The organism is Ruegeria sp. HKCCE3926 (genome assembly GCF_017872515.1).
In the GTDB taxonomy this organism is placed as follows: domain Bacteria; phylum Pseudomonadota; class Alphaproteobacteria; order Rhodobacterales; family Rhodobacteraceae; genus Ruegeria.
The window spans coordinates 54,359-77,286 of the sequence record NZ_JAEDOU010000009.1 but is presented as its reverse complement, the minus strand read 5'-3'; the positions used below and the strand labels follow the sequence as shown (position 1 = coordinate 77,286).

General features: G+C 57.5%; 19 protein-coding genes. 3 read left to right on the top strand and 16 right to left on the bottom strand.

The genetic code is table 11. From position 1 onward, the window contains the following. Positions 1-81: 81 nt before the first annotated feature. Both I9184_RS18495 and I9184_RS18490 read left to right on the top strand, forming a co-directional pair. Entirely contained in the window at positions 82-1,434 is a 1,353-nt protein-coding gene (locus I9184_RS18495; RefSeq protein WP_209835384.1) for an aspartate aminotransferase family protein, read from the top strand. 240 nt (positions 1,435-1,674) lie between these two features. Beyond that, entirely contained in the window at positions 1,675-3,339 is a 1,665-nt protein-coding gene (locus tag I9184_RS18490) for a Na/Pi cotransporter family protein (RefSeq protein WP_171723900.1), read from the top strand. 459 nt (positions 3,340-3,798) lie between these two features. Here I9184_RS18490 and I9184_RS18485 read toward each other — a convergent pair whose 3' ends face one another. Beyond that, positions 3,799-4,266, bottom strand: a complete 468-nt coding sequence (locus I9184_RS18485) for an Lrp/AsnC family transcriptional regulator (protein WP_171637228.1) — start codon at positions 4,264-4,266, stop codon at positions 3,799-3,801. Positions 4,267-4,393: 127 nt separating this feature from the next. On the opposite strand from I9184_RS18485, the gene I9184_RS18480 reads away from it, so the two are divergent. Next, positions 4,394-7,855 (top strand): indolepyruvate ferredoxin oxidoreductase family protein, encoded by a 3,462-nt coding sequence (locus tag I9184_RS18480; protein WP_209835383.1) that lies wholly within the window; start codon positions 4,394-4,396, stop codon positions 7,853-7,855. Positions 7,856-8,135: 280 nt separating this feature from the next. On the opposite strand, the gene I9184_RS18475 is transcribed toward I9184_RS18480, so the two are convergent. The 15 genes from I9184_RS18475 to ugpC all read right to left on the bottom strand — a co-directional run bounded on the left by I9184_RS18475 (position 8,136) and on the right by ugpC (position 22,832). After that, positions 8,136-8,831 (bottom strand): RraA family protein, encoded by a 696-nt coding sequence (locus tag I9184_RS18475; protein ID WP_209835382.1) that lies wholly within the window; start codon positions 8,829-8,831, stop codon positions 8,136-8,138. Next, positions 8,828-9,523, bottom strand: coding sequence for an alpha/beta fold hydrolase (locus I9184_RS18470; RefSeq protein ID WP_171637129.1), 696 nt, complete (start codon positions 9,521-9,523; stop codon positions 8,828-8,830). Before I9184_RS18470 ends, I9184_RS18475 begins: the two co-directional genes overlap by 4 nt. Then, positions 9,520-10,644 carry a cobalamin-independent methionine synthase II family protein gene (locus I9184_RS18465; RefSeq protein WP_209835381.1) on the bottom strand — a complete coding sequence of 375 codons (1,125 nt, stop codon included), beginning with the start codon at positions 10,642-10,644 and terminating at the stop codon, positions 9,520-9,522. The genes I9184_RS18470 and I9184_RS18465 overlap by 4 nt, the downstream gene beginning before the upstream one ends. 10 nt (positions 10,645-10,654) lie before the next feature. Further along, positions 10,655-11,257 carry a class I SAM-dependent methyltransferase gene (locus I9184_RS18460; protein WP_171723896.1) on the bottom strand — a complete coding sequence of 201 codons (603 nt, stop codon included), beginning with the start codon at positions 11,255-11,257 and terminating at the stop codon, positions 10,655-10,657. Next, positions 11,254-12,219 (bottom strand): cupin, encoded by a 966-nt coding sequence (locus tag I9184_RS18455; RefSeq protein ID WP_171723895.1) that lies wholly within the window; start codon positions 12,217-12,219, stop codon positions 11,254-11,256. Before I9184_RS18455 ends, I9184_RS18460 begins: the two co-directional genes overlap by 4 nt. A gap of 191 nt (positions 12,220-12,410) precedes the next feature. Beyond that, positions 12,411-13,400, bottom strand: coding sequence for an ester cyclase (locus I9184_RS18450; protein ID WP_171723894.1), 990 nt, complete (start codon positions 13,398-13,400; stop codon positions 12,411-12,413). Continuing rightward, the gene (locus tag I9184_RS18445; protein WP_209835380.1) at positions 13,397-14,440 is read right to left on the bottom strand and encodes a LacI family DNA-binding transcriptional regulator; all 1,044 of its coding nucleotides are present in this window, start codon (positions 14,438-14,440) and stop codon (positions 13,397-13,399) included. Before I9184_RS18445 ends, I9184_RS18450 begins: the two co-directional genes overlap by 4 nt. Then, on the bottom strand, positions 14,440-15,204 hold the full coding sequence (locus I9184_RS18440; protein ID WP_171723893.1) for an SDR family oxidoreductase: 765 nt from the start codon (positions 15,202-15,204) through the stop codon (positions 14,440-14,442). Before I9184_RS18440 ends, I9184_RS18445 begins: the two co-directional genes overlap by 1 nt. After that, on the bottom strand, positions 15,204-16,256 hold the full coding sequence (locus I9184_RS18435) for an ester cyclase (protein ID WP_209835379.1): 1,053 nt from the start codon (positions 16,254-16,256) through the stop codon (positions 15,204-15,206). The genes I9184_RS18440 and I9184_RS18435 overlap by 1 nt, the downstream gene beginning before the upstream one ends. Next, on the bottom strand, positions 16,253-17,584 hold the full coding sequence (hisD, locus tag I9184_RS18430) for a histidinol dehydrogenase (RefSeq protein ID WP_171170235.1): 1,332 nt from the start codon (positions 17,582-17,584) through the stop codon (positions 16,253-16,255). The genes I9184_RS18435 and hisD overlap by 4 nt, the downstream gene beginning before the upstream one ends. Before the next feature lie 11 nt (positions 17,585-17,595). After that, a complete protein-coding gene (locus I9184_RS18425; protein WP_171637117.1) occupies positions 17,596-18,126 on the bottom strand; it encodes an ester cyclase in 531 nt (176 codons plus the stop codon). A gap of 127 nt (positions 18,127-18,253) precedes the next feature. Further along, a complete protein-coding gene (locus I9184_RS18420) occupies positions 18,254-19,408 on the bottom strand; it encodes a carbohydrate ABC transporter permease (protein WP_171637115.1) in 1,155 nt (384 codons plus the stop codon). Position 19,409: 1 nt separating this feature from the next. Continuing rightward, positions 19,410-20,432, bottom strand: a complete 1,023-nt coding sequence (locus I9184_RS18415; protein WP_152460108.1) for a sugar ABC transporter permease — start codon at positions 20,430-20,432, stop codon at positions 19,410-19,412. A gap of 66 nt (positions 20,433-20,498) precedes the next feature. Continuing rightward, entirely contained in the window at positions 20,499-21,710 is a 1,212-nt protein-coding gene (locus tag I9184_RS18410; RefSeq protein ID WP_209835378.1) for an extracellular solute-binding protein, read from the bottom strand. A gap of 75 nt (positions 21,711-21,785) precedes the next feature. After that, positions 21,786-22,832 carry a sn-glycerol-3-phosphate ABC transporter ATP-binding protein UgpC gene (gene ugpC, locus I9184_RS18405; protein WP_209835377.1) on the bottom strand — a complete coding sequence of 349 codons (1,047 nt, stop codon included), beginning with the start codon at positions 22,830-22,832 and terminating at the stop codon, positions 21,786-21,788. Between the last annotated feature and the right edge of the window lie 96 nt (positions 22,833-22,928).

Here is a 22,928-nt window from a genome sequence, read left to right as displayed (position 1 = left end):
GAAAGGGCAACACAGTTCCTCCCTGGTACTGGCGGGCCTTGCGGGGTCCGCATCTTTTGATGACGGCAAAGAGGAGCGGCGATGCCACAAATTGTCCACACTGAAGGGGAATCAAACACGTCCGAGGCGCGCAAGGCGTGGCTGCAAAAATCGACGGGGCCGAAATCATCGCCATTGCTCAAACGCGATGCGAACGTTTTCCTGCATCAATCTCTGTCCTCACCCTGCGTCAGCACCATTGCAAAGGCCGAAGGGCTCTGGATCGAAGATATCGAGGGCCGCCGGTACATGGATTTCCACGGCAACTCGGTACACCACATCGGGTATGGCCATCCCCGCTTGGTAGCCGCCATAAAGGCACAGCTTGACGATCTGCCCTTTGCGCCCCGCCGCTTTACCAATGATTCGGCGGTGGAGCTGGCTGAAAAACTGGCAGAGATCGTGCCTGGTGATCTGGGCAAAATGCTCTTTACCACTGGCGGATCCGACGCCAACGAGGTTGCCCTCAGGATCGCGCGTGCCGCCACCGGTCGTTTCAAAACAATCAGCTTCTGGGATGCCTTCCATGGCGCGGGTTTCGGCGCCGCAAGTGTCGGCGGAGAGGCGACCTTTCGCAGTCACATTGCGGGGCCCCTTTTGTCCGGTACCGAACATGTCGCCCCCTTTGCCTGCTATCGATGCCCGTACAATCATGCGGGCCCCGAAACCTGCGGGCTGGCTTGTGCGAAAATGGTCGAATATGTCCTCGAGCGCGAAGGAGATGTGGCGGCAGTCATTGCGGAACCGATGCGTGCCGTGCCCTATGTCCCTCCGCCGGGGTTCTGGAAGACGGTGCGCGAGGCATGCAACCGTCACGGGGCGCTGTTGATCATGGATGAAATCCCGACGGGTCTTGGCAAGACGGGCAGGATGTTCGCCTTTGAACATGACGAGATCATCCCGGACATCGTGACACTTGGGAAGGCGCTTGGCGGCGGCATCCTGCCTATTGCCGCCTGTGTCGCCCGTAAGCAACTAGATGTCTGCGGAGATTTTGCCATCGGGCATTACACGCACGAAAAAAACCCGGTCACCGCCCGTGCCGCTTTGACGACAATTCAGATCATCGAAGACGAAGGCCTGGTTCGCCGGTCAGCCGAACTGGGTGAACATGCCATTGGTCGCTTGATGGATGAACTTCAGAACGTTCCGATTGTCGGAGACATCCGGGGAAGGGGCCTGATGTTCGGGATCGAAATCGTCGATGATCGCGCCGACAAAACACCGGGGAACGCGTGCGCCGAACGGATCTATTATGCCTGTCTCGAGGCCGGTCTGAGCTATAAGATCAGCCAGGGGTGCGTTCTGACACTGTCACCGCCGCTGACGATCTCGCGTTTGGAACTGGACCGCGCAATCGATATCGTAATTGCTGCAATCAAGGCCGAGAGTTGACGCCCCTTACCGATCTCGTGTCACAATAGGATCAGGGGCCGCGCCCTTCCGGGGGCCCTTGGCCAAGTTCATAAGTGACGGATGTTCCGTCAAAGCGCGGTCAAGTGCTTGCGGTGAAGCTCACAGGAGTTTACGCCTTGTAGGCCAAAATGGGATGTATCCCTTCCCGATCGCGGCCGGTAACATGAATAATTCAATGCGCCGCGACAAGCTGGGCCAAAAAGAATAACGGGGTAGAGTATGGCAATTGTCAGCTTCCTTATCAGCCTTGCCGGGGCGACGATGCTGCTGCTTTACGCGGTTCGTATGGTGCGAACCGGGATCGAGCGCAGCTATGGGGCGTCTTTCCAGCGGGTAATGACCCAACAACGCAGCTACCTTCAGGCCTCGGTGGTTGGGTTGACGATGGCGGTCGTGTTGCAAAGCTCGGCGGCTGTTGCTCTGTTGACCTCGGGGTTTGCGGCCAGTGGAATGCTCAGTTTTCCTGCCGGCCTTGCGATTGTGCTTGGCGGCGATCTGGGGTCGGCGCTGATCATCCAGATTCTTTCGTTCCGGCTGGACTGGCTTGTTCCGATGCTGTTGGCGGTTGGGGGGTATCTGTTCGTAAAGACCGACGCCAAAAAAACCCGGCAAATGGGGCGCATCCTGATGGGCGTGGCCTTTATCCTGATCTCGCTTCGGTTCCTTCGCGAGGCAATGGATCCCATTCGGGACAGCGCGTTTCTGCCCGCGGTGGCGGATTATCTGGCGCGCGATTATATCACCGCGTTTCTGGTCGGGGGCGCCTTGGCTTTCATCATGCATTCTTCGGTGGCGGCCATCCTCATGTGTGTCACCCTTGTGCAGATCGGAGCGATCCCGTTCGCCGCCGGGATGTCTTTGGTGTTTGGCGCGAATTTCGGCTCTGCCTTCATTCCGGTCTGGCTCACCCGCGCCATGCCAGTCCAGTCCCGGCGCATTCCATATGCCAACCTGGCATTGCGTGGCAGTTGGGCTTTGGTGAGTTTGTTTGCCGCCAACATGGCTTTGCGGACCGGGTTGTTAGGAGACCCGCAAGGCGGGCAGATGCTGGTCAATGTGCATGTTTTGTTCAACCTGTCACTGCTGCTTCTGGCCTTGCCATTTTGCGGGAGATTGAAAGTTCTGTTCGAAAGGTTTTTGCCGGATCAGAAGAAGGAACTGGTTCCGCAACCGGCACGACCGGCCAGCGCATTGGACATAGGCAATGTGGCAAATCCCAGCCAGGCCCTACCAAGCCTCAAACGTGAGCTGCTGCGGATGAGCGACCTTGTCGAAACCATGTTCCGGCCTTGCCTGGAATTGTATCGCAGTGGCGACAAACAACAGATTCGAGCGGTACAGGCCATCGACGAGGACGTGAACAATTGCCTGTCCGGGATCAGGGCATTCGTTTCGGCGATTCCACCGGATGTATATGAAAAAAAGGATGAAAAATCCGCACGCGACCTGATGGAGTTCGCTATCCGGCTGGAGACGGCCGGTGATGTCGTGGCCAAGCGTTTGACCGTGTTGGCGGGTGAAATGCGGGCCAAAGGCTCGAGTTTCTCGCAGGAAGGCTGGTCGGAACTCGTTCAGATGCACGAGGGCATTCTGGCCAACATGAAGCTGGCATCAAACGTGCTTATTTCAGACGATCTGGAAAGCGCGCGCCTGCTGAGCCTTGAGAAGACCGAAATCAAGCGGGTGGAACGTGAAAGCCGAAAACGACATCTGCGCCGATTGCAGCACGGGTCACGGGAAAGCTTCGAAACCAGTGATATTCATCTTGAGACGTTGCGGGCGTTCCGGGAGTTCAACAGCCATATCGCATCTATTGCTTACCCGGTGCTGTACCAGAATGGCCAGCTTCTCGAGACGCGGCTGATCGACGAAATTGCGAAATAGTCGTAAGGTTCTCTGATAAAAATCTGAAAAAGCAAAGGAACGATGCTACACTCGGGATGACGGCAGCGAACAGGAGCCGGACTCGATGCAAGCACGGGAAAAGAAAACAGGAAAATCGAAACGCGAAGCAAAAAAATGGCTTCAGTTTCGAAATTCGGTTTTGCGGCTGTTCGGCGTCGATGGAAGCTTCCGCCCAGAGGGCGGCGCAGAAGGCGGAATCCAAAAGGTTGCGGTCGAAAAGGCAACCACGTTTTACCTGCCTTGAAGCTGAATTGCGCGACGGTTTTTGGGGGCGCTCCCAGACCTGATGCGTGAAAAATTCTATGAACATCAATTCCGTGGAGTTTGGCGGGCCAAATCGTAGCTTGGGAACGGGTTCGAGTGGATCTTTCGCTTGGTGCGTTCAAAGCTTTGCAACAAAGCCGATACCAGCCGGAAAGCCCCACCCGGGAACCGATCTCAACAGGAAGGAATGGGCAGGGCGTTGCTGCGTTTGATTTCGCGCAGAACGACATTTGTTTGCGCGCTTTCCACCGCCGGCAGGCGAAACAGGAATTCTTCAAGAAAAACGTTGTAAGCCCCGATATCCTTGCAGATCACCCGCATGTGGTAATCTGCCTGCCCGGTCGTTGCGTAGCATTCCATGACTTCAGGGCGCTTCTCGATCGCTGCAATGAACCGTTCAAGATGTTCCGGATTGTGCCGGGTCAGATGAACATGCACCAGGGCCTGAAACGAAAGCCCGGCGTGTTCAGGCGACAATTCGGCACGGTACTGCGAAATCAGGCCGGCCTCTTCAAACACACGGACACGACGCCAGCAAGCAGAGGATGACATGCCCACCCGTTGTGCAAGGTCAGCATTTGAGATGCGACAGTCCTTTTGAAGCAGCGCGAGAAGTTGGCAGTCACGTGAGTCGAGAAGCATCCGAGAAAAATACCCCAAATTGCGACAAAAGAAGAGATGATTTTTCAAGAATTCTAGGAAACGTCGGGAAGACAGAACAGATTCTTCAAAAATTTCCGGTAAAATATCCAAAAAAGGCGAGGTGTTCATGACTGACCAGTCCCTGAAATTCGATACTTACGCCCTTTCGGACCGATACAAAGCCTCAAAGGGTCGTGTTTTCCTGACGGGAACGCAAGCTCTGGTGCGCATCATGTTAGACCAGGCCCGCAGGGACGCAGCAGCAGGAAACAACACGGCCGGGTTCATTTCCGGATATCGGGGGTCTCCTCTTGGTGGGTTGGATCTGGAGCTGTGGCGAGCGAAAGAGGAAACCGAGGCGGCCAGGATCACATTCATGCCGGCCGTAAACGAAGACCTCGGCGCAACAGCGGTTCTTGGTGCCCAGCAGGCCTCGCTTGATCCCGATTGTGAGGTCGAGGGCGTGTTTTCGATGTGGTACGGGAAGGGCCCCGGAGTTGACCGTTCAGGGGACGCGTTGCGCCATGGCAATGCCTATGGCTCGTCGCCGAAGGGCGGGGTACTGGTTGTCGCGGGTGACGATCATGGCTGCGTGTCTTCTTCAATGCCGCATCAGTCCGACGTCGCCTTCATGACCTGGTTCATGCCAACGCTGAACCCGGCCAACGTGGCTGAATACCTGGAGTTCGGTGAATACGGGATCGCGCTGAGCCGATACTCGGGCACCTGGGTCGGGTTCAAGGCGATTTCGGAAACCGTGGAAAGCGGGCAATCCGTGCGGTTGAAGCCGGACCGTAAATTTACCTTGCCGGAAATAGATCTGCCGCCGGGCGGCTTGCACGTGCGCAGCGCCGATTTGCCAAGCCCGGCCATCGAGACGCGGATCGAACACAAGTTGCGGGCAGTCGAGGCTTTTGTCGAGGCGAACCCGATCGACCGGCGCATCTATGACATCAAGGATGCCCCATTCGGGATTGTCACAACGGGCAAAAGCCATCTGGACCTGATGGAAGTGCTGCGCCTTCTGGGGCTCGACGAAAGCGGATGCCGCCGTTTGGGCATCGACATCTACAAGGTCGGGATGGTTTGGCCTTTGGCGCGGCGCGATGCGCTGTCTTTCGTCCGTGGTAAAAAAGAGGTGCTGGTCGTCGAGGAAAAACGCGGGATCATCGAAAGCCAGTTCAAGGAATATTTCTATGACTGGCCGGGGGACAAACCCGAAAAGATGGTCGGAAAACACCGCGCAGCGGGCGATCCGTTGATTCCCTGGACCGGAGAGTTGAGCCCGTTGAACCTGATCCCAGTCGTTGCAGAGCGACTCGACCGTTTTTTCCCGGAAGAGGGTTTCCTTGAAAAGGCGAAGGCGCTGACGGACGAACCGCCATCCGTCCTGAATGTTCCGGGTGCGGTCAGGGCTCCGTATTTTTGCTCGGGTTGTCCCCACAACACATCCACCAAAGTCCCCGATGGAAGCATGGCTGCGTCAGGAATCGGCTGTCACGTGATGGCAAGTTGGATGAACCGCAACACGGTCGGTTATGCGCAGATGGGTGGGGAAGGTGTGCCGCATGTTGTTGCCTCGAAATTCAATGGCAACAAACATATCTTTCAAAACCTTGGCGAGGGCACTTGGTATCATTCCGGGTCGCTTGCCATTCGCCAGGCCGTGGCGGCGGGTACGAACATCACCTACAAGATCCTTTACAATGACGCAGTGGCAATGACGGGGGGGCAGCCTGTTGATGGCCCTATCAGCGTTTCCGGGATCGCCCAGACCTGTCGCGCAGAAGGTGTGGACCGGATCGCGTTGGTTTCAGACGACATTACGAAATTCGATTCCAGCGATTTTCCGGCACGAACGAGCTTTCACCCCCGGGAAGAGATGGATGCGGTGCAGCGTGAGTTGCGTGACATCCAAGGTGTGACGGTTTTAATCTACGAGCAGACCTGCGCCACCGAGAAACGTCGTCGCCGCAAGCGTGGCAAAACAGAAGACCCCAAGCGGTTTGCTTTCATCAACCCCGCGGTGTGCGAAGGCTGCGGCGATTGCTCGGTCGAAAGCAACTGTCTGAGTATTGAACCATTGGAAACCCCATTGGGCCGCAAGCGAAAGGTCAACCTGAACTCGTGCAACAAGGACTTTTCCTGCCTGAACGGGTTTTGCCCCAGTTTCATTACGGTGGAAGGGGCGGTGCGGCGAAAGGAACCCAGGCAGAAACTGGATATCCCGTCGCTTCTTGCCAAGGTTCCCGACCCGCAGCTTCCTGACCTGCACGCGCCGTACGATCTTTTGGTCGGTGGGGTCGGCGGCACCGGTGTCGTAACGGTGGGCGCCGTTCTGACGATGGCGGCGCATTTGGAAGGCAAAGGCGTCAGCGTGCTGGATTTCACCGGGTTCGCCCAGAAATTCGGTACGGTTGTCGGCTATGTTCGCATTGCCCGCACGCCCGAAGAAATCAATCAGGTCCGAATTGAGGCCAATAGCGCCGACACCGTCATCGGGTGTGACGTGGTCGTGTCTTCGGCGCCCAAAGCCTCGGTTCACTATCGCAAGGGCACAAAGGTCGTACTGAACCGTGCGGAAATGCCAACAGGCGACCTTGTTTTGCACCGCGATGCCCAGCTCCAGGTCGACGAACGAGAAGCGCTGATACGCCGGACCGTCGGCGAAGAAAATGTCTTCGCGTTGGATGCAAACCAGTTGGCTGTGGATTTGCTGGGGGATTCGGTCTTTGCCAATACCTTGCTGTTTGGTGTCGCGTGGCAGCTGGGGAACATTCCAATCAGTGAGGTTGCAATCAAACAGGCGATCAAGCTCAATGGAACCGCGATCGAGGCCAACATAATGGCCTTTGATCTGGGGCGGGTGATCGCTGCAAACCCACAGATGCTGAATCCGAAGGAGAAGAGCTTTTCGCAAGAAACATCGCAGCAGATAATCGATTACCGGTCCGATGAATTGGCGACCTATCACGATGACGGTTATGCGCAAAAGTACCGGGATCGCCTGGCCCGTCTGTCCGCAGCACTGCCTGACCAGATACGCGAGGAAGCGCTTTCGCTTGCGGCAAAATCCCTGTTTCGCCTCATGGCAATCAAGGACGAATACGAGGTTGCTCGGTTGCTGACATCGCAACAATTCGAGAAACAACTGCGGTCCGAGTTCGAAGGGGATTTTCGGATCAAGTACCACCTCGCGCCACCGGTTCTGAGCGGTCGCAAGGATGCACGCGGGCGACCGCGCAAGCGAAGCTATGGTGGTTGGATGACCCCCGTTCTGAGGCTCCTTTCGCGTGCACGCAGGCTTCGCGGCGGCTGGCTTGATCCATTCCGGTTTTCAAGGGACCGCAAGCTTGAAAACGAAACCCTGGCCTGGTTTCTGGCTGTCTTGGATCGCATCGAAGAAGTCAGCCCCGAGCTGGAGGCGGAAACCTGCCTGAAAATCCTGTCAGCCCCGCTGGATATCCGCGGTTTTGGCCCGGTGCGCGAAGCGGCAACACAAGCCGTACGTGCAGATGTAGATGCCATGCTGAACGTGATCGGAGAACAGCGAAGGGATGCGCAGGGCGCCGCTTTTCACAAGGTTTGATTGTTCTTTCCGGAACCTGTCTGGAAACGCGGATTGTACACGGGGCTGAACGGATCTGAACCCCCTTACACTCCGGTGTAATGGACTTCTATCTGAAACGGTCCGGTTTGCGTTCGGGCGTCACCAGCAGCGGCGCGACGCGGCCACCGGACAGACGGATGTGGGTAACACTTCGTCACGGGCATTGCGTTGGCAGAGGCCGTCTTGCTCTGGGTTGACGAGCAAAGGACTTGTAAGTGCTTTTCACCCAGCCGGCTTTCATTGTTTCCGACCCCTGCGATCAGACCCTTGCTTTTTCAAAGGCGGCCCAGGCGGTTTCGAATGCTTCGAAATCAAACGCGGGCTCGCGGGCTGCGTCCAGAACAATACGTTCTGTCGCCAAAAGTTTTTGGATGGCACCTTCCAATTGATCAACGACATCATTCGGTATGACCAATGCACCATGACGATCGGCGTGAACCAGATCACCGGGGTCAACTGTCAGACCAAAAATCGAAACCTGAGTGTCAATCTCGCGGACGTGGACGAAACCATGGCTCGGGCCGATGGAACCAGCGACAACCGGGAACCCTGAAGGCAAATCCCCGAGATCCCGCATGACACCGTTGGTCAGAGCGCCAGACATGCCGAAACCCTTGTGAACCGTCGTATTGATCTCACCCCAATATGCGCCGATGCAATCGGGATAATCCAGATCCTCGATCACGGCGATTGAAGGGCCGGGTGCCTCGGCCATGTACCTGTAATAGGCCATACGTCGGGCTTTGATGACTTCGGGCGGCTCGGTCGGGGGATTGACCGCAGCAATTTTGGCGGTGCGCGCATAGCCGACGATGGCACGCCCTTCGGGGGCCGAGCTTAGCATGGTGCCACGTGTGAACCTGTCGAACCCGCGCCTGCCCTGTGCCACCTCGATGGCATTGCAGACAGTTGGCGTATCGACTTTGCGAAGCAAAGACAAAAGGGACGGTGTCATGTGTCCTCCAGCCAGCGGGACAGCGCCGCTGTTGTTTTTTCAGGTTGTTCCAATGTCGGGAGATGGCCCGCGTCGCCGATGATCTCAAGCGCGCTTCGTGGCAACAGGTCATGCATAAGTCGGTGGCGTTCAACTGGGCAAAGCCGGTCTTCATGCCCGCACAAAACCAGAGCCCTTCCGGCATAGGCCGTCAGTGTCTCGCTTTGGTCCGGTCGGTTCATAAGTGCCTTGGACTGACGTATGAAAACGTCTGGGCCCAGGTCGGTGGCCATTGCCATGCACAGATCCAGAATCGCCCCCCGGTTCGGTCCGTCAGCCAGATAACCGGGCTTCATCTCGTCACGCATCACGGTCCTCAGCTGACCCTTGCGAACGGCGGACATCTGCGGCGTACGACGCGCTTTTACCTCTGGCTTTTCCGCCAGTGGATTGGTGTCAAGCAAGGCCAGACGCGAAACACGTTCGGGAGCTTGGCGCGTGACCTCCATCGCCACGATACCCCCCATGGACAGCCCGGCCAGCGCGAAAACCGGCGGCGCATTTCCAAGGATATCCTGGGCCATGGCCTCTATGCTGTCGTGATGAGACAACGGAAAGGTCATCACGGGCATTCTGCCCGACAGAGCATTGATCTGGGGGCCAAAAAGCCGGGCATCACACATCATGCCCGGCAACAGGATCAGAGGTTTCATGCCGAAGCCAGCTTTGCCCCTTCGGACAACGCCGCCAGCTTGGCATAGGCGATCTGGGGATCGACGGCGCCGAAACCCGCAAAAGTGCCAAAGCCGCAATCGCTGCCCGCGATCACCCGGTCCGGTCCCACGATTTCCGTGAACCGGTCAATCCGTTGGGCCACAAGTTCGGGATGTTCGACGAAATTGGTCGTGGTGTCGACCACGCCGGGCACCAGAACCTTGTCATCGGGAATCTCGGTCTTGCGGTCCCGGAAGACAGTCCATTCATGGGCATGCCGCGGATTGGATGTTTCGAACAGGACATAGCGCGACTTGGTCGCCATCAGGGTACTGAAGACCTTGTCCATGGCGATGTCGCAGCAATGAGGGCCTTCGTAGTTGCCCCAGCAAATATGTACCCGTACCCGATCCTGCGGGACGTTCTGAAGCGCGTGGTTCAGGGCCTCGACATGCATGTCGGCAATCTTGATGAACGCCTCATCCGACAGGTCGGTGAACAGCATGTGGCGTGACAGGGCAAGATCGGGGCAATCCAGTTGCAGGTCCAACCCGGCGGCGACGATGGTTTCGTATTCGTCCTTCATCGCGTCGGCCAACGCTGCCAGATAAGCCTCACGCGTAGGGTAGAAATCATTCTGCAAAAACAACGAGATCACTCCGGGAGACGCGGCATTCATGAAGCCGCGCTCGGCCCCGTGTCGAGCCATGGCCGCCTTGAGATTGGCGATGTCCTTTTGCAACTCGCCCTGCCCTTTTGATCGCACCTCACCCGTGCACATCGGCCTTGCGTATTGTGGCGTACCGCCGTCATCGGCCAGTCTTTGCAGAAAGCCGGGGAACATCTTCAAGTCTGCCGGCGCGTTACGAGGGCTGTCGCCCGAAAACCCGGTGTAGCGATCTTTGACATAGGTCGCATAGGAGATTTTCGAAGTTTCGCCGTCGCTGACGATATCTACACCGGCTTCGACCTGTTTGCGCACCGTTTCGGCCACGGCGTTGGCCATGCAGGTATCAAAGGCGCCTGTGTCATAAGGTTCGCCGTTTTCGCGGGCAAAAATAAAATCCACGACATCCTGCGTTCGGGGCAGAGAGCCAACATGTGTTGTTTTTACGGTCATGGGGACCTCCTTAAATTTTTCGTGCCATCAGGATCGTGTGGCTTTGGGCTTCTGGGTCTTCGGCCAGGTATCCGGTCATTTGCAGCCCGTTTTTCTCAAGACACCCGGCGTAACCGGCCGGGGACAGCGACGCGTGGTAGACAAGCTCTGATCCCACTGTGCCGCTGACCTCTCCGGCACGAGGTCCGACGGTCAGCATGAGCATTCCCTTGGGTCGCAAATGGCGCGCCATCCGGGCGATACAGTCTTTCTGCTCGTCCGCCGTCAGGTGGAAAAAGCTGTTCCAGGCAATGATGCCGTCGAACTGCTGATCCAGTTCAAAATTCCGCATATCCGCGTTGCGCCAGTCGCCATCGGGCCAACGGTCGCGGGCTATGGCAAGCATGGCGTCGGAAAAATCGATACCCGTGACGTCAAACCCTTCGGCCATGAACCAACGTGCGATGGGGTCGCCCGAGCCACAGCCCAGGTCCAATACGCGGTCACCCGGCTTCAGGCTGGCCGTGAAGCGCGCCAACCAGCGCGCTTCGAACAGGGCCTTGGAACGGCGCCTGTCATACTCGGTTGCCTGCCGTTCATAAACGGCGTGGGTGTCATTCGGGTCCGCGTTCATCCTGTCCAGGTCGCTCCTGCCGGGTCATCGGTTGCGGTGATGCGGTACAGGCCCGCCTGTCCGGTCATGGATGGCTGAATACCATAGGTTTCGCGGGGAAGAACCAAGGCCGTGTCGCCTACCGAGATCGTGGTCTCGTACCCGTCAATCGAAACACGCCAGTGACCGCTGGCCGGCATCAGAACCACTGGTTTCTCGGCAGCGATCGGTTGGGTCACTGCGGATCCGCGCCCCAGAAAATCGACCTCGAATCCGGGTTTGTCCTTGATCAACGCGTTTTCGCCAATCACCTTTGCGGGCTTATTGGCCGACAACGCCATCAGATCCCAATACCGCGCAACGTATCTGCCCACCACATCCTCGATTGGAACTTCGGGATAGCTTTTCAGCTGTTCTTCGGTCAGCACAGGCATCGGGCGGACATTGTGGGGCAGTTCCTGGCCCAGTTTGGAGTCGTACAGAACGCCATTGTCGCCCAGCATCAGACCGTGTGCCTGCGCATCTTCGATCACTTGAGGCGCCCAGGTGACGCCGCCACCCGCATCGTCTCCGCCCAGGATCGACATGATCATTCCGTAATCCTGGCCGACATTCTCAAAGCCCCGGAAAATACCCGTTGGAATGTTGAAGATGTCTCCTTCCTCGGCGATGAATTCCCCGGCCGTACCATAGCGGCCCCAGAAAAACCGCCAACGACCCTTGGCAACGAAAAAGACCTCGGCGGTGGTGTGGCTGTGCAGTGAGTTGCGGCATTTCGGCGGCTGCCCTGCCGCTCCGATGTTGAAGCCGATCTTGTCAGTGATGTGGACATGCTGGTCCGGAGATTCCGAGACGCCGCCGCCGATTATCGTGAAGTTCTCTTTCTGATCGCTGCCGGGAGTATGGGCATCGATAAAAGCGGTTTTACAGGGTTGAAGCTCGCCATAGCGGACGATGCGGGAAGGGATGGATGATTTTGTCATGACGTACGATCCGATTCAGCGTTTTTGGAAAGAAAGCTCGTGTGCCCAAGTAGGACAGGCCCTTACTTTCCGGGCGGGCGCAGGTTCAGTCGCCGCGCCCTCAGGCTTTGACGGTACATATGGAAAAGCCGAACGGTCCGGGGCTCGGACAGACCGCCCGACAGGATGCGATATGAGACCGGGCGGCCCACTCAGACCTCGCCGTTCTGCAACAGGATCTGCTTCCAGACCGAGGTTTCATCGAACAGGGTGTATTCACGGCGCAACTGCGGCTGCCCCGCAACAAGTGCGCCGAATTCAGCGTGGCTGATCCCGAGGACATAAACCTGCGCACCAGTCGGCGCGCCAAACACGCCCCAGCCGTCATGCTTGCCCCAAAGGCTCCAGCGAATTGCCGCACGCGGAGGCATATCAGGGTCATCTCGCCCGATCTGATGCTCGATCTTGAATTCCGCATTCGGAAAACTCGCCCGCAGTCCCATCCAGAAGCGGTCGATGGCCTGCCAGCCATGCCCGGTTACACCACCCACATATTCTGACTGAACAGCGCGGTCATATTCTGAACCGATCACGCCCATATCTGCGTTCATGATCCGCGTCAGAATGTCGGCGTAGCGCTGCCCCCATTCATTGTCATTCCCATGGCCTTTGTATGGTCCAGGCTGATCAATTTCGGGTGTCAGAGGTTTGACGCAGTTCTCTTTGCCGCCTTCCCGGGCAATCAGATCAGCGGCGTATTCTTTAGGGTCCCAGCCCATCTGGCGCACTATCGCGCCCTGATCGCGGATCAGCCATTCATCGTTGATCTGATTGTCGATGGCGTGACAATCCGCAAGAATCCGGTAACGCAGCTTGGTGCCGGTGGGCTTGCCATAGACACCCTCGGCCAAATGCGTGGCCGTTGAAATGATCCGATGAGAGCTCAACATGCCCTCTTCCGGTGTGCCGGACCAGATCACGTCTTCGCCTAGCAGCTGCCGGTCCGGAAACTCGGCTAGCGTTGCCATGGTCGCGCCGATCACATTCTGATTGCCCAACACCACCGAACCGGGTGAGCGTACCACAATGTCTTCGCTGTAATACTCATGCAGCGTGGCGATACCCCGATCTTCCCAGATCTCTTTGGTGATGCCGATGATATAGTCGGGGAAATCCCGGAACTTGGGATCGAAACCTTTCATGAATTCATCCTTTGAGGTGTCCAGCCTTTGGGCAGACGTGCCGATGTGCGCACGATCAGCGGCCCATCAATGGCGACTTTGCGTGCCGAAGCAGCTGTCGGGTTTTCGATATGATCCAGCAGGGCATCAACGGTCTCAGCAACCATCAAATTTGCCCGCTGGCGAATGGTCGTAAGGTTGTAGGCAAGCCATCCGGCCTGAGGGACGTCATCGTAACCAACGACAGACACGTCTTCGGGCACGCGCAATCCCAACTCGAACCGAATGACGTCCATGACCGCAAGCGCCATGTGATCATTGGCGACAAACACGGCGTCAGGTCGTTTCTGCGGTTCGACATCAAACATCCGGCGGGCAGCTAAACGCGCTTTCTCGGTGTGAAAATCTCCGATGTCGTGCGCATACAATTCCTGGCCCGCATCGTTGAGCGCGGCGCGGAATCCGGCCTCGCGGTCCCGCTGGGTTGAGGCACCCGGCCAACCGGCAATGTAGGCGATACGACTGTGCCCGGCGGTGATCAGAAATTCCGCAACTTTGCGACCACCGGCATAGTTGTCAGAAGTAACAGATGTGATCCCGTCGAGGTCCTGGCTGCGGTTGAACAAAACCACCGGCACACCCGCCTGCTGGCACCGGGTGGCAATGTCTGAAGACATCGCAACGGATGCCAGAACGACGCCATCGACTTGATAATCAAGGATTTCCTCCATCACGTCGTCTATGTTTCCAGCGGTTCTGGAGGCCATGAAAATCAGAACGTGATAGCCCTGTTCCTGCAAGGCATTGGACAGTTTCTCGAGCGCCTCGGGGTAGAAGTAATTGTCCAGATAGGCGACCACCAAACCGATGATCCTGCTTTTGCCGGACACCATCGCGCGTGCCAGCACGTTGGGGCGATAGCCCAGTTCAGACGCAGCCTTGCGCACTTTTTCTTCGGTCTTTTTGCTGACCGAGGCACCGGGCGTGAAGACGCGGCTAACGGCAGACTGGCTAACGCCGGCCAATTGGGCAACCTGGAGGGATGTTACTTTCTCAGCCATCAGTCTGCCGTCCAACCTCCGTCAATCAACATTGAGGTGCCGGTAACCAGTGCCGAGGCGTCCGAGGCGAGATAGCGTACCGCGCCCATGATGTCTTCGACTTCGCCCACGCGATCCAGTTTGATCTTCTCCATGATCCACGCGGCACGTTCAGGATTGTCGAATGTGGACTGGGTCAACGGCGTTCGGATGAAAGTCGGACAGACCGTATTGATCCGAATGCCCTGTTTGCCCCATTCGATGGCCATGGATTTGACCATGCCTTCCAACCCATGCTTGGTCGCGCAATAAAGCGCCCGATCAACCCCGCCAACATGCCCCATCTGGCTGGATATATGGATGATCGAACCCGGCTTTCCTGCCTTGATCAAAGCGCGGGCGGCGTAGGCCGACAAGAAGTAGGCCGAACGCAAATTGACGTTGGTGACAACATCAAAGTCATCGGGTGTTGTCTCGATAGCCGGGCTGTGGCGCGCCACGCCCGCCGAATTCACCACGATATCGAAGGCGCGGTGATCGAAAAGCTGTTTCAGGGCGTCCAAATCACCCTGATCCATCACAAGCGCTTCGGCTGACCATCCCTTCTCTTTCAGAGCGGAAACTGTCTCATTCAACCGATCCGCTCCTCTGGCCGCGCAAACTACATGTGCACCCGCCTCGGCCAGCGCTACCGCGCATCCTTGCCCGATACCAGAGGAGGCTCCGGTCACAAGGGCGGTTTTTCCATTCAGAGAAAATGAAGGGGTGCGCGGCAGTTTAGTCATCAGCTCATTCCATCCGGTATTTCAATACGACCCATATTTCGGGCTTTATTGAATTCACGCAGACGGGCAAAGACGTCAACGCCAAGCTGCCGGTACGCATCCAGCAAATCAACGAGCACCCAGTTTTCCCGGATCCTGCCGTTTTCCAAACGCCAGAAATCGAGGCTGCGCATGGTGATCTTCTTGCCTGACGGAGCGATGCCCATCCAACCATCGTCTGTGACGGTCTGGATCATGTTGGGCCAGCCCGTCACAGCTGCATATTCCCCGTCACCGAAGAAGTGATAGGTGATGTCGTCCACGAACTGCCCGCGATCCGGCATACCGTTCAGGAACGGGATCTGATGCCAGTTGCGGAACCCCGCAAACCCGCGCCCGGTGCCGATGCCCGAAGGACCGTACCAGTTCATGCGCGGGTGCCAGAACCGTTCCATCTCCATCACTTCGGGGCCGCCTTGAGACGGGTGTTTCTTGAGATGATCAAGCATGTCGATGATATGCTGGCAGGTCTGTTTTCCCTTGGTTTCATCATAAGGGCCGGGGACAAACCCGTCCTGGGTGGCGGGGCCTGGGACGTGCCATTCACGGCCCAGACTTGGCGCCATCGGCCAGGCATTCGCCTGCATCATGACTTCGGGGATGTCCCACAGGGCCTGCATCTCGACGATCTTGCCGTTTTCGATGCGGAAGAATTCATGAAACCGCATCGTGACTTGATGACCCGTCGGCGGGATGTCCAGCCAGGGGCCGGTGAAAACACCGGTGTAATAGCCGCCACACCCGACCCAATCTGCGCCAAACTCGTCCGGGCCGGCCATGACGATATAGTCCCGCCGTTCAAGATCGGGCCAGGCCGCCAGCAAGTCTTTGTAGCCAGTGTCATAGAAATCATCACTGCCGACGCTGTCCCCAAAGGGATGACACAGACGGAACACGGCATCCGGTGACGTGACCTCCGCCAAAGCCTGTCGTACGCCTGCCTCATTGAAATCGTACATCGCAGCCCTGAGCGGTTCGATCAGGGCCTTGTGATGTGTGTGTTTGTCACTCATTCAGCAGCGTCCCGGTAAGGGGCGGGCGCACCGTAGGGCACATTGATTCCGCCATATCGGCGCACGCGAACGTTGCACTGTTCCGCGTGGCCAACGAACCCTTCGAGCATGCACAGGCGCGAGCCATACTCGCCGATCAGTGTCGCGGCCTCATCCGTCAGAACTTTTTGATAGCTGTGCGTCTTCAGGTATTTGCCAACCCAAAGACCACCCGTGTAACGCCCGGCCTTCTTGGTGGGCAGCGTGTGGTTTGTGCCAATCACCTTGTCCCCGTTCGAAACATTGGTGCGCGGCCCAAGGAACAACGCCCCATAGCAGGTCATGTTCTCAAGGAACCAGTCGTCGCGGTCAGTCATCACCTGCACATGTTCCGAGGCAATGTCATCGGCAACCTGCAACATCTCGTCATAGGTGTCGCAAACGATCACCTCACCATATTCGTCCCACGACACCTTCGCGGTATCCGCGGTTGGAAGGATGCCCAGCAGCCGGTCGACCTCGGCCAAGGTGTCATTGGCCAGATTGCGTGAGTTGGTCAGCAGAACGCAGGGGCTGTTGTATCCATGCTCGGCCTGCCCCAGCAGATCGGTTGCGCACAGCTCCGCATCTGCGGCGGTCTCGTCGGCAATGACCATCGTTTCGGTCGGCCCTGCAAAAAGATCGATCCCGACACGACCGAACAACTGACGTTTGGCTTCCGCGACAAAGGCGTTTCCGGGGCCAACAAGCATGTGAACCGGATCGATTGTTTCGGTGCCCAATGCCATGGCCCCGATGGCCTGAATGCCGCCCATGACATATATCTCATGCGCGCCACCCAAGTGCATGGCGGCAATTACCGCTGCATTGGGTTTGCCCTGAAACGGGGGCGTGCAGGCGATGATGCGCGGAACACCGGCGACCGAAGCGGTCGCCACCGACATATGCGCCGAGGCGACCATCGGGAATTTGCCGCCCGGAACATAGCAACCCACGGATTGCACCGGGATGTTCTTATGCCCCAGGATGACACCGGGCAGGGTTTCGACCTCGATGTCCAGCATTGAATCCCGCTGCGCCTGCGCAAAGTTGCGCACCTGTTCCTGCGCGAATTTGATATCGGCCAGCTCACGATCGGACAATTGCCCGATCAGGTCATCAATTTCCTGCTGGCTCAGGCGGAACGAGGCAGGTGAGTAGTTGTCGAACTTCTCACTCAACTCTCGCACCGCGGCATCCCCACGGGTTTCGATGTCTTTCAGCGTCGCTTCAACCACGGCGCGGGTCTTGGCATCATCTTCCGCCCGATCCGCATCGGATTTGCCGCGTTTAAGATACTCGATTGCCATCTTTCCAATCCTCAGTTTTCCGGCCGTGGCGGAGTCTTCTCGCCGCGGTCAAATGCTTCCCAGCCTTCGCCGTTGAACAGGTCCACGCCCAGCTGAGCCGCAACGTGGGCAAAGTCGACATTCACCCAGTTGTCGACAATTTTGCCGTCGACCACTTTCCAGAAGTCCATGTACCTGATTTCGACACGCTTGCCTGTGGGGGCAATGCCCAGAAATTCGCCGGAATGCGTGGCTTCCTGGCGGCCGAAGGCGGCGGCCCATTCACCCATGTAAAGGCGCGCTTCGTCAACGCAGACCTTATCCGAAAACGCGGCTTGAAACGGGCGCTGCCAGTTATCCTGAAATTCCTGCAGGCCGGTCTTGGTGCCGCAGCCCTGATTGCCCATCCAGCGAAAACCTTCGGCGAAGAATTCACCGATGTCATCAATGCGGTGATCATTCAGACCATCAACCATCGTTTCGATCACGCGGCGCGTGTCTTCCGTCTTGCTCATGTCCGTTTCGCGGGTCAGAACCGCTTGTTCGGGACGGGAACCTTTCATTTTTCTATCCTTTGAGGTTGCCGAAGGGAGGGATTGGGACGTGCGGCCCCAATGCTCAGAAAGTCCCTCGGCATCCTGTTCAGCGCCGGGTGGCGCGACATGGCGCTATGTCGGGCGTTCTTGCTCATCAGCCTTTCACTGCCCCGGCTGTCAGACCGCTGACAATCTGGCGCTGGAAAATCAGCACAAGGAAGATCAGAGGCGCGGTGATCGACACGGCAGCGGCAACCGCAACGACCTGATCGGTTGTCGTCGTCTCGCGATTGAACATGCCGACGATGGCGGGAACCATGGTCTGGTTCTGCGCATCAAGCAGCAGCGCGGTGACCAGAAAATCGTTGTACGCCAGCAAGAAGCTGAACAGCCCCGTAGTGATCACACCTGGCCACATCACCGGCATGATGACACGGCGGAAGGCCTGAAAGTGGCTACACCCATCCACGCGGGCGGCCTCATCCAGCTCGGCCGGGATGTTCTGGAAGAACGAGCGCAACATCCAGATCGTGAAGGGTTGATTGATCGCAACCAGAACAGCGATCACCGCAAAAGGCTTGCCGTACAAGGTTGGTGCGTTTTCACCCAAGATTGGGCTGAGCCATTCGGCCGAGTTGATGAACACCGGCAGATAGCCTGCTACCAGAACCGAATGGGGCAATGCCCGGAACACCAGTGCGACGATCAGGATCCAGAAGGCCAAAGTTGATCCTGACCGCGCCAGACCGTAGCCCGCCAATGTGCCCACGGTCAGCGACACCGTCACCACGCCCGTCGTTACGATCAGCGAGTTCTTGAAGTTGTTTGAAAAGCCCCGGTCGATCCAGACGGTTTTGTAATGCTCGGTCGTCAGACCAAGCACATCCCGTCCCAGTGGGCCAAACAGCGGGTTCAACACGTTCAGGATTGCAGGCAGGACCACGAAGAACACCAGCAGGAAACCCACCAGCAAGACCAGAACACCGATCAGCCAGCCGAACCATTCCTGACCGGGCTTGGTGTAGGACTTTATCATCGAAGGCAGTGTTTTGGTGGCAGCGAAGATCGTGCCCCAGATAACCGCGATGCCCAGAATGATATCCAGCAGCGACAAGCCCTTTCCGACGCTCAGCGTGGCCGGCCCGAAGATCACGTTCAGCGCGTTGCTGTCGAACGCATCGACGGGTGACTTAAAGCTCATGACCACGATCCAGAAGATCGGAAAGGCCGCGATCAGGCACCAGAGCGCAAGGAAGATGTTCGAGGTCAACCGCAGGCTGAAGGGCTGGCGAAGCGCACGCGAGGACATGTCAGTGACCTCCTTTATGGTCGCGCCACGTACGGCGCAGCGGCAGGATAAGCAGGATGACGACACCGATCATGGTCAGCATCGAGTTGGCGGACGCCCGGCTGATCGACCGGTTGCCGGCCTGATCAGGCGTCAGATAATCGAAGGTCAGCCACTGTAGCGAGATGACGTAGCCCTGGCTCGAAAAACCGACGATCTCTTCGAACACGCGGTAGCTGTCCATCAGGTGGATCATCGACACGAAAATGATCAGCGGCATCAGGTGTGGAATGACGATGTATTTCAGGCGCTGCCAACGGGTCGCACCGTCAATCACGGCACTTTCAAGACTGTCCTGATTGACCGTTTGCAGCCCGGCGTAGAAGACGATTGCGGCAAAGGGTGCCACGTGCCAGACGCGGTAGAGCATCATCAGTATTTCGATGGTCCAGGCTTGGGCGAACAGGGCGATGTCCCGGTTCAGCCACCATTCCATCATTGCGGTCAGGATGCCGTCGCCCCGGAACAGCCAGTTGATCGACAGTACTCCGATCACCGGCGTGATGATGAAGGGCAGCAGGGACACAAAGATCACCGGGCCGCGGATGGACCGCGCCGCGTTGTTGATCAGTATTGCGATCCCAAGCCCGCACCCGACCACAAGCGGCAGAGTGATCAATGTGAAGGTCAGGGTGAACCGAAGCGCCTTCCAGAAGTTGATCGTAGACAGCACATGCCAACTGCCGTCGCTTATGGCGCGCCATGCGCGTTCAGGCTCCAATACGTTGCGATAGCTTTGCAAGCCGACATATTGGGTTTGGGTAATGACCTCGCCATGTTCGTCGAGCTTTGGCTGCGAAACCATCTCGGTCACGCAGGTCTGCGTCAGGAAACCGGGCGTGCAGGTTTCCTTTTCGACCGTCTCATAGATCGGCTGTGTCACGTAAAAACTCTGCTTGAACACGCTGACCAGAGGAAACGCGATAAAGAGAAGCATCATAAAGACAGAGGGGCCGACAAATGCGGCAAATGTCCGGAAATTCATGGCTCTGCCTTTCTCATGACTCTCGAAGGGAAGGGGCGGGAGGGCCGTAGCCCTCCCACGGGAGGATCAGTTGCTGATCAGACCGGCTTCTTTCGCGGCAGTGATGTAATCTGCCTCGATATCCGCCAGCGTCGTCTGAGCATCCTTGGCGCCGGTCAGGTAGTCGGCCAGACCGTTGCCCAGGGCGGTGTGCATGATGCCCATCGGACCAGATGCCGGGTACGCCTTTGCGCCCGCTTCAGCCGAAGCGGCTGCTCCTGCCGCCAAAGCACCCGCTGAATAGGCAGGGCTCAGCCAAACAGCGACGTCGTTGTTTGCGCTGACCATTTCGCCGTCCATGCCCTCAAGCGCGACGCGGAATGCGGCGTCGGCCTCTTCGTCGCTCATGTTCGAAGCAAGAACGATGCCATCCCACCAGATAGTGGTTGCCGGTACTGCCGAACCCATAGGAGCGGCTGCCATGGTGACTTTGCCGACGACCTGGCTTTCGGCCTCATCATTCATCGCGGCGGCACGGCTGGCCCAAAGGTTTGCCATGGCGATCTTGCCCTGCTGGAATTGTTGCTGAACGTATGTCGAGTCGGAAACCAGATATTCCGGATCCATGTAATCGGTCATGGCTTTCAGTGTTTCCAGCGCAGCGACGCCCTGCTCGTTGTTGATCGTTGGAACGTTGCCGTCGCCAAAGAACGAGCCGCCTTCGCCAAGGTACATGTTGACGAATTCCTGGCCGAGGTTCCAACCGGTCTTGAACGTTCCCCCGATCGGATAATCCATGACACCGGCTTCTTTGATCTTGGCAGCTGCGGCCAGGACGTCATCATAGGTTTTTGGTTCTTCGATGCCCAGTTCAGCCAGAACATCATCGCGATACATCAGGTGCTGCGCATTCACCATCATCGCAATGGCCATGGTCTTGCCATCAACCTTGATCAACTGGTTGGGCAGCAGGTCCTGGCCGTATTTTTCGACCAGATCATCCAGCGGACGGATCGTGCCTGCGTTCAGCAACGGCACCAGGGTCGCGTTTGAAACACCGCCGATCTGATAAAGCGCGGGATCCGCAGCAAATGCTTCGGGCTGCTTTTCGCGGAATTCCTGATCCAGCGATGCGCTGAAATTGCCGCATTCTGCCATCGCATCGGTGACCGCCTTCCAGGCTTCAAAACCGGCGGACAGCGATTTTAGCGGCACTTCGTTTTCAAAGGCGCAATCTGCCCACGCGCCGGTGGCGGCGATGGACATGGCACCGGCCATGAGGATCGTCTTGAGTTTCATAGGTTTCTCCCTGTCAGGATCGGTCCGTCGTCGACGTCCGGACCGGTGTTATGCCCTTGCGGGCCGTTTGTGGGGTTAGCCCCCGATCCGCGCACCGCTTCCAGCTTCGAAGAGGTGACAGATTTCCGTCGGCACCGAGAACGAGACCATTTCGCCAATCTCGGCGCGGAATGCTTTGTCTGCTTTCACCGAAACCAGAGCTCCGCCGACCCGAACCGAGATCATGGTCGCGTCGCCCAGTAGTTCCAGCGTATAGATCGGAGCGGTGATCTGACCTTTGCCATCGGCAAGGCTGGCATCTTCGGCCCTGAAACCCAGTGTCATTGGGCCATCCGGTGCATCCACCGCAATTTCGACATGTTCGGCGCGGAATATTCCGCTCGCCACGTCGCCGTCCATCAAATTCATGGCAGGTGAACCGATGAAACTGGCGACAAAAGTATTCGCGGGACAGTCATAAATTTCGGTCGGGCTTCCGACCTGCTGAACCACGCCCTGTTTCATCACGACAACGCGGTCGGCAAGGGTCATGGCCTCGATCTGGTCGTGGGTGACGTAAATGGTGGTGACGGCCAGCTCATGGCTCAGGTTCTTGATCTGGGCCCGGGTGGAAACCCGCAGCTTGGCGTCAAGATTGGACAACGGCTCGTCCATCAGGAACACGTTGGGTTCGCGCACGATGGCACGTGCCAGTGCCACACGCTGTCTCTGACCACCCGACAACTCGGCTGGCTTGCGATGCAGGAAATCGTCCAGTTCCACCATGGCGCTGGCGCGGCGCACCTTTTCGTCGTGCGTCGCCGGGTCGATACCACGCACTTTCAGCGGAAAGCGGATGTTCTCGTAAACGTTCATGTTGGGATACAGAGCGTAGCTCTGGAACACCATCGCCACGTCGCGGTCCTTGGGTTCCAGATCATTGACCACTTTGCCGTCGACAAGGATTTCGCCTTCCGTCACGTCTTCGAGGCCGGCGATCATGCGCATGGTGGTTGTCTTGCCGCAGCCTGATGGGCCGAGCAGCACCAGAAACTCACGATCTGCAATCGTCAGGTCAAAATTGTGAACCCCAACGAATGAGCCCCATCGCTTGCCGACGTTCCGCAATTGAATTTCCGCCATGGTGCCCCCTGCAAGGAATCGTTTTGCATACGTTTGCAAAACTGTAATTCGCATGTATCAAATCAGGCAAGACTTTTTTGCATACGTATGCAAAAA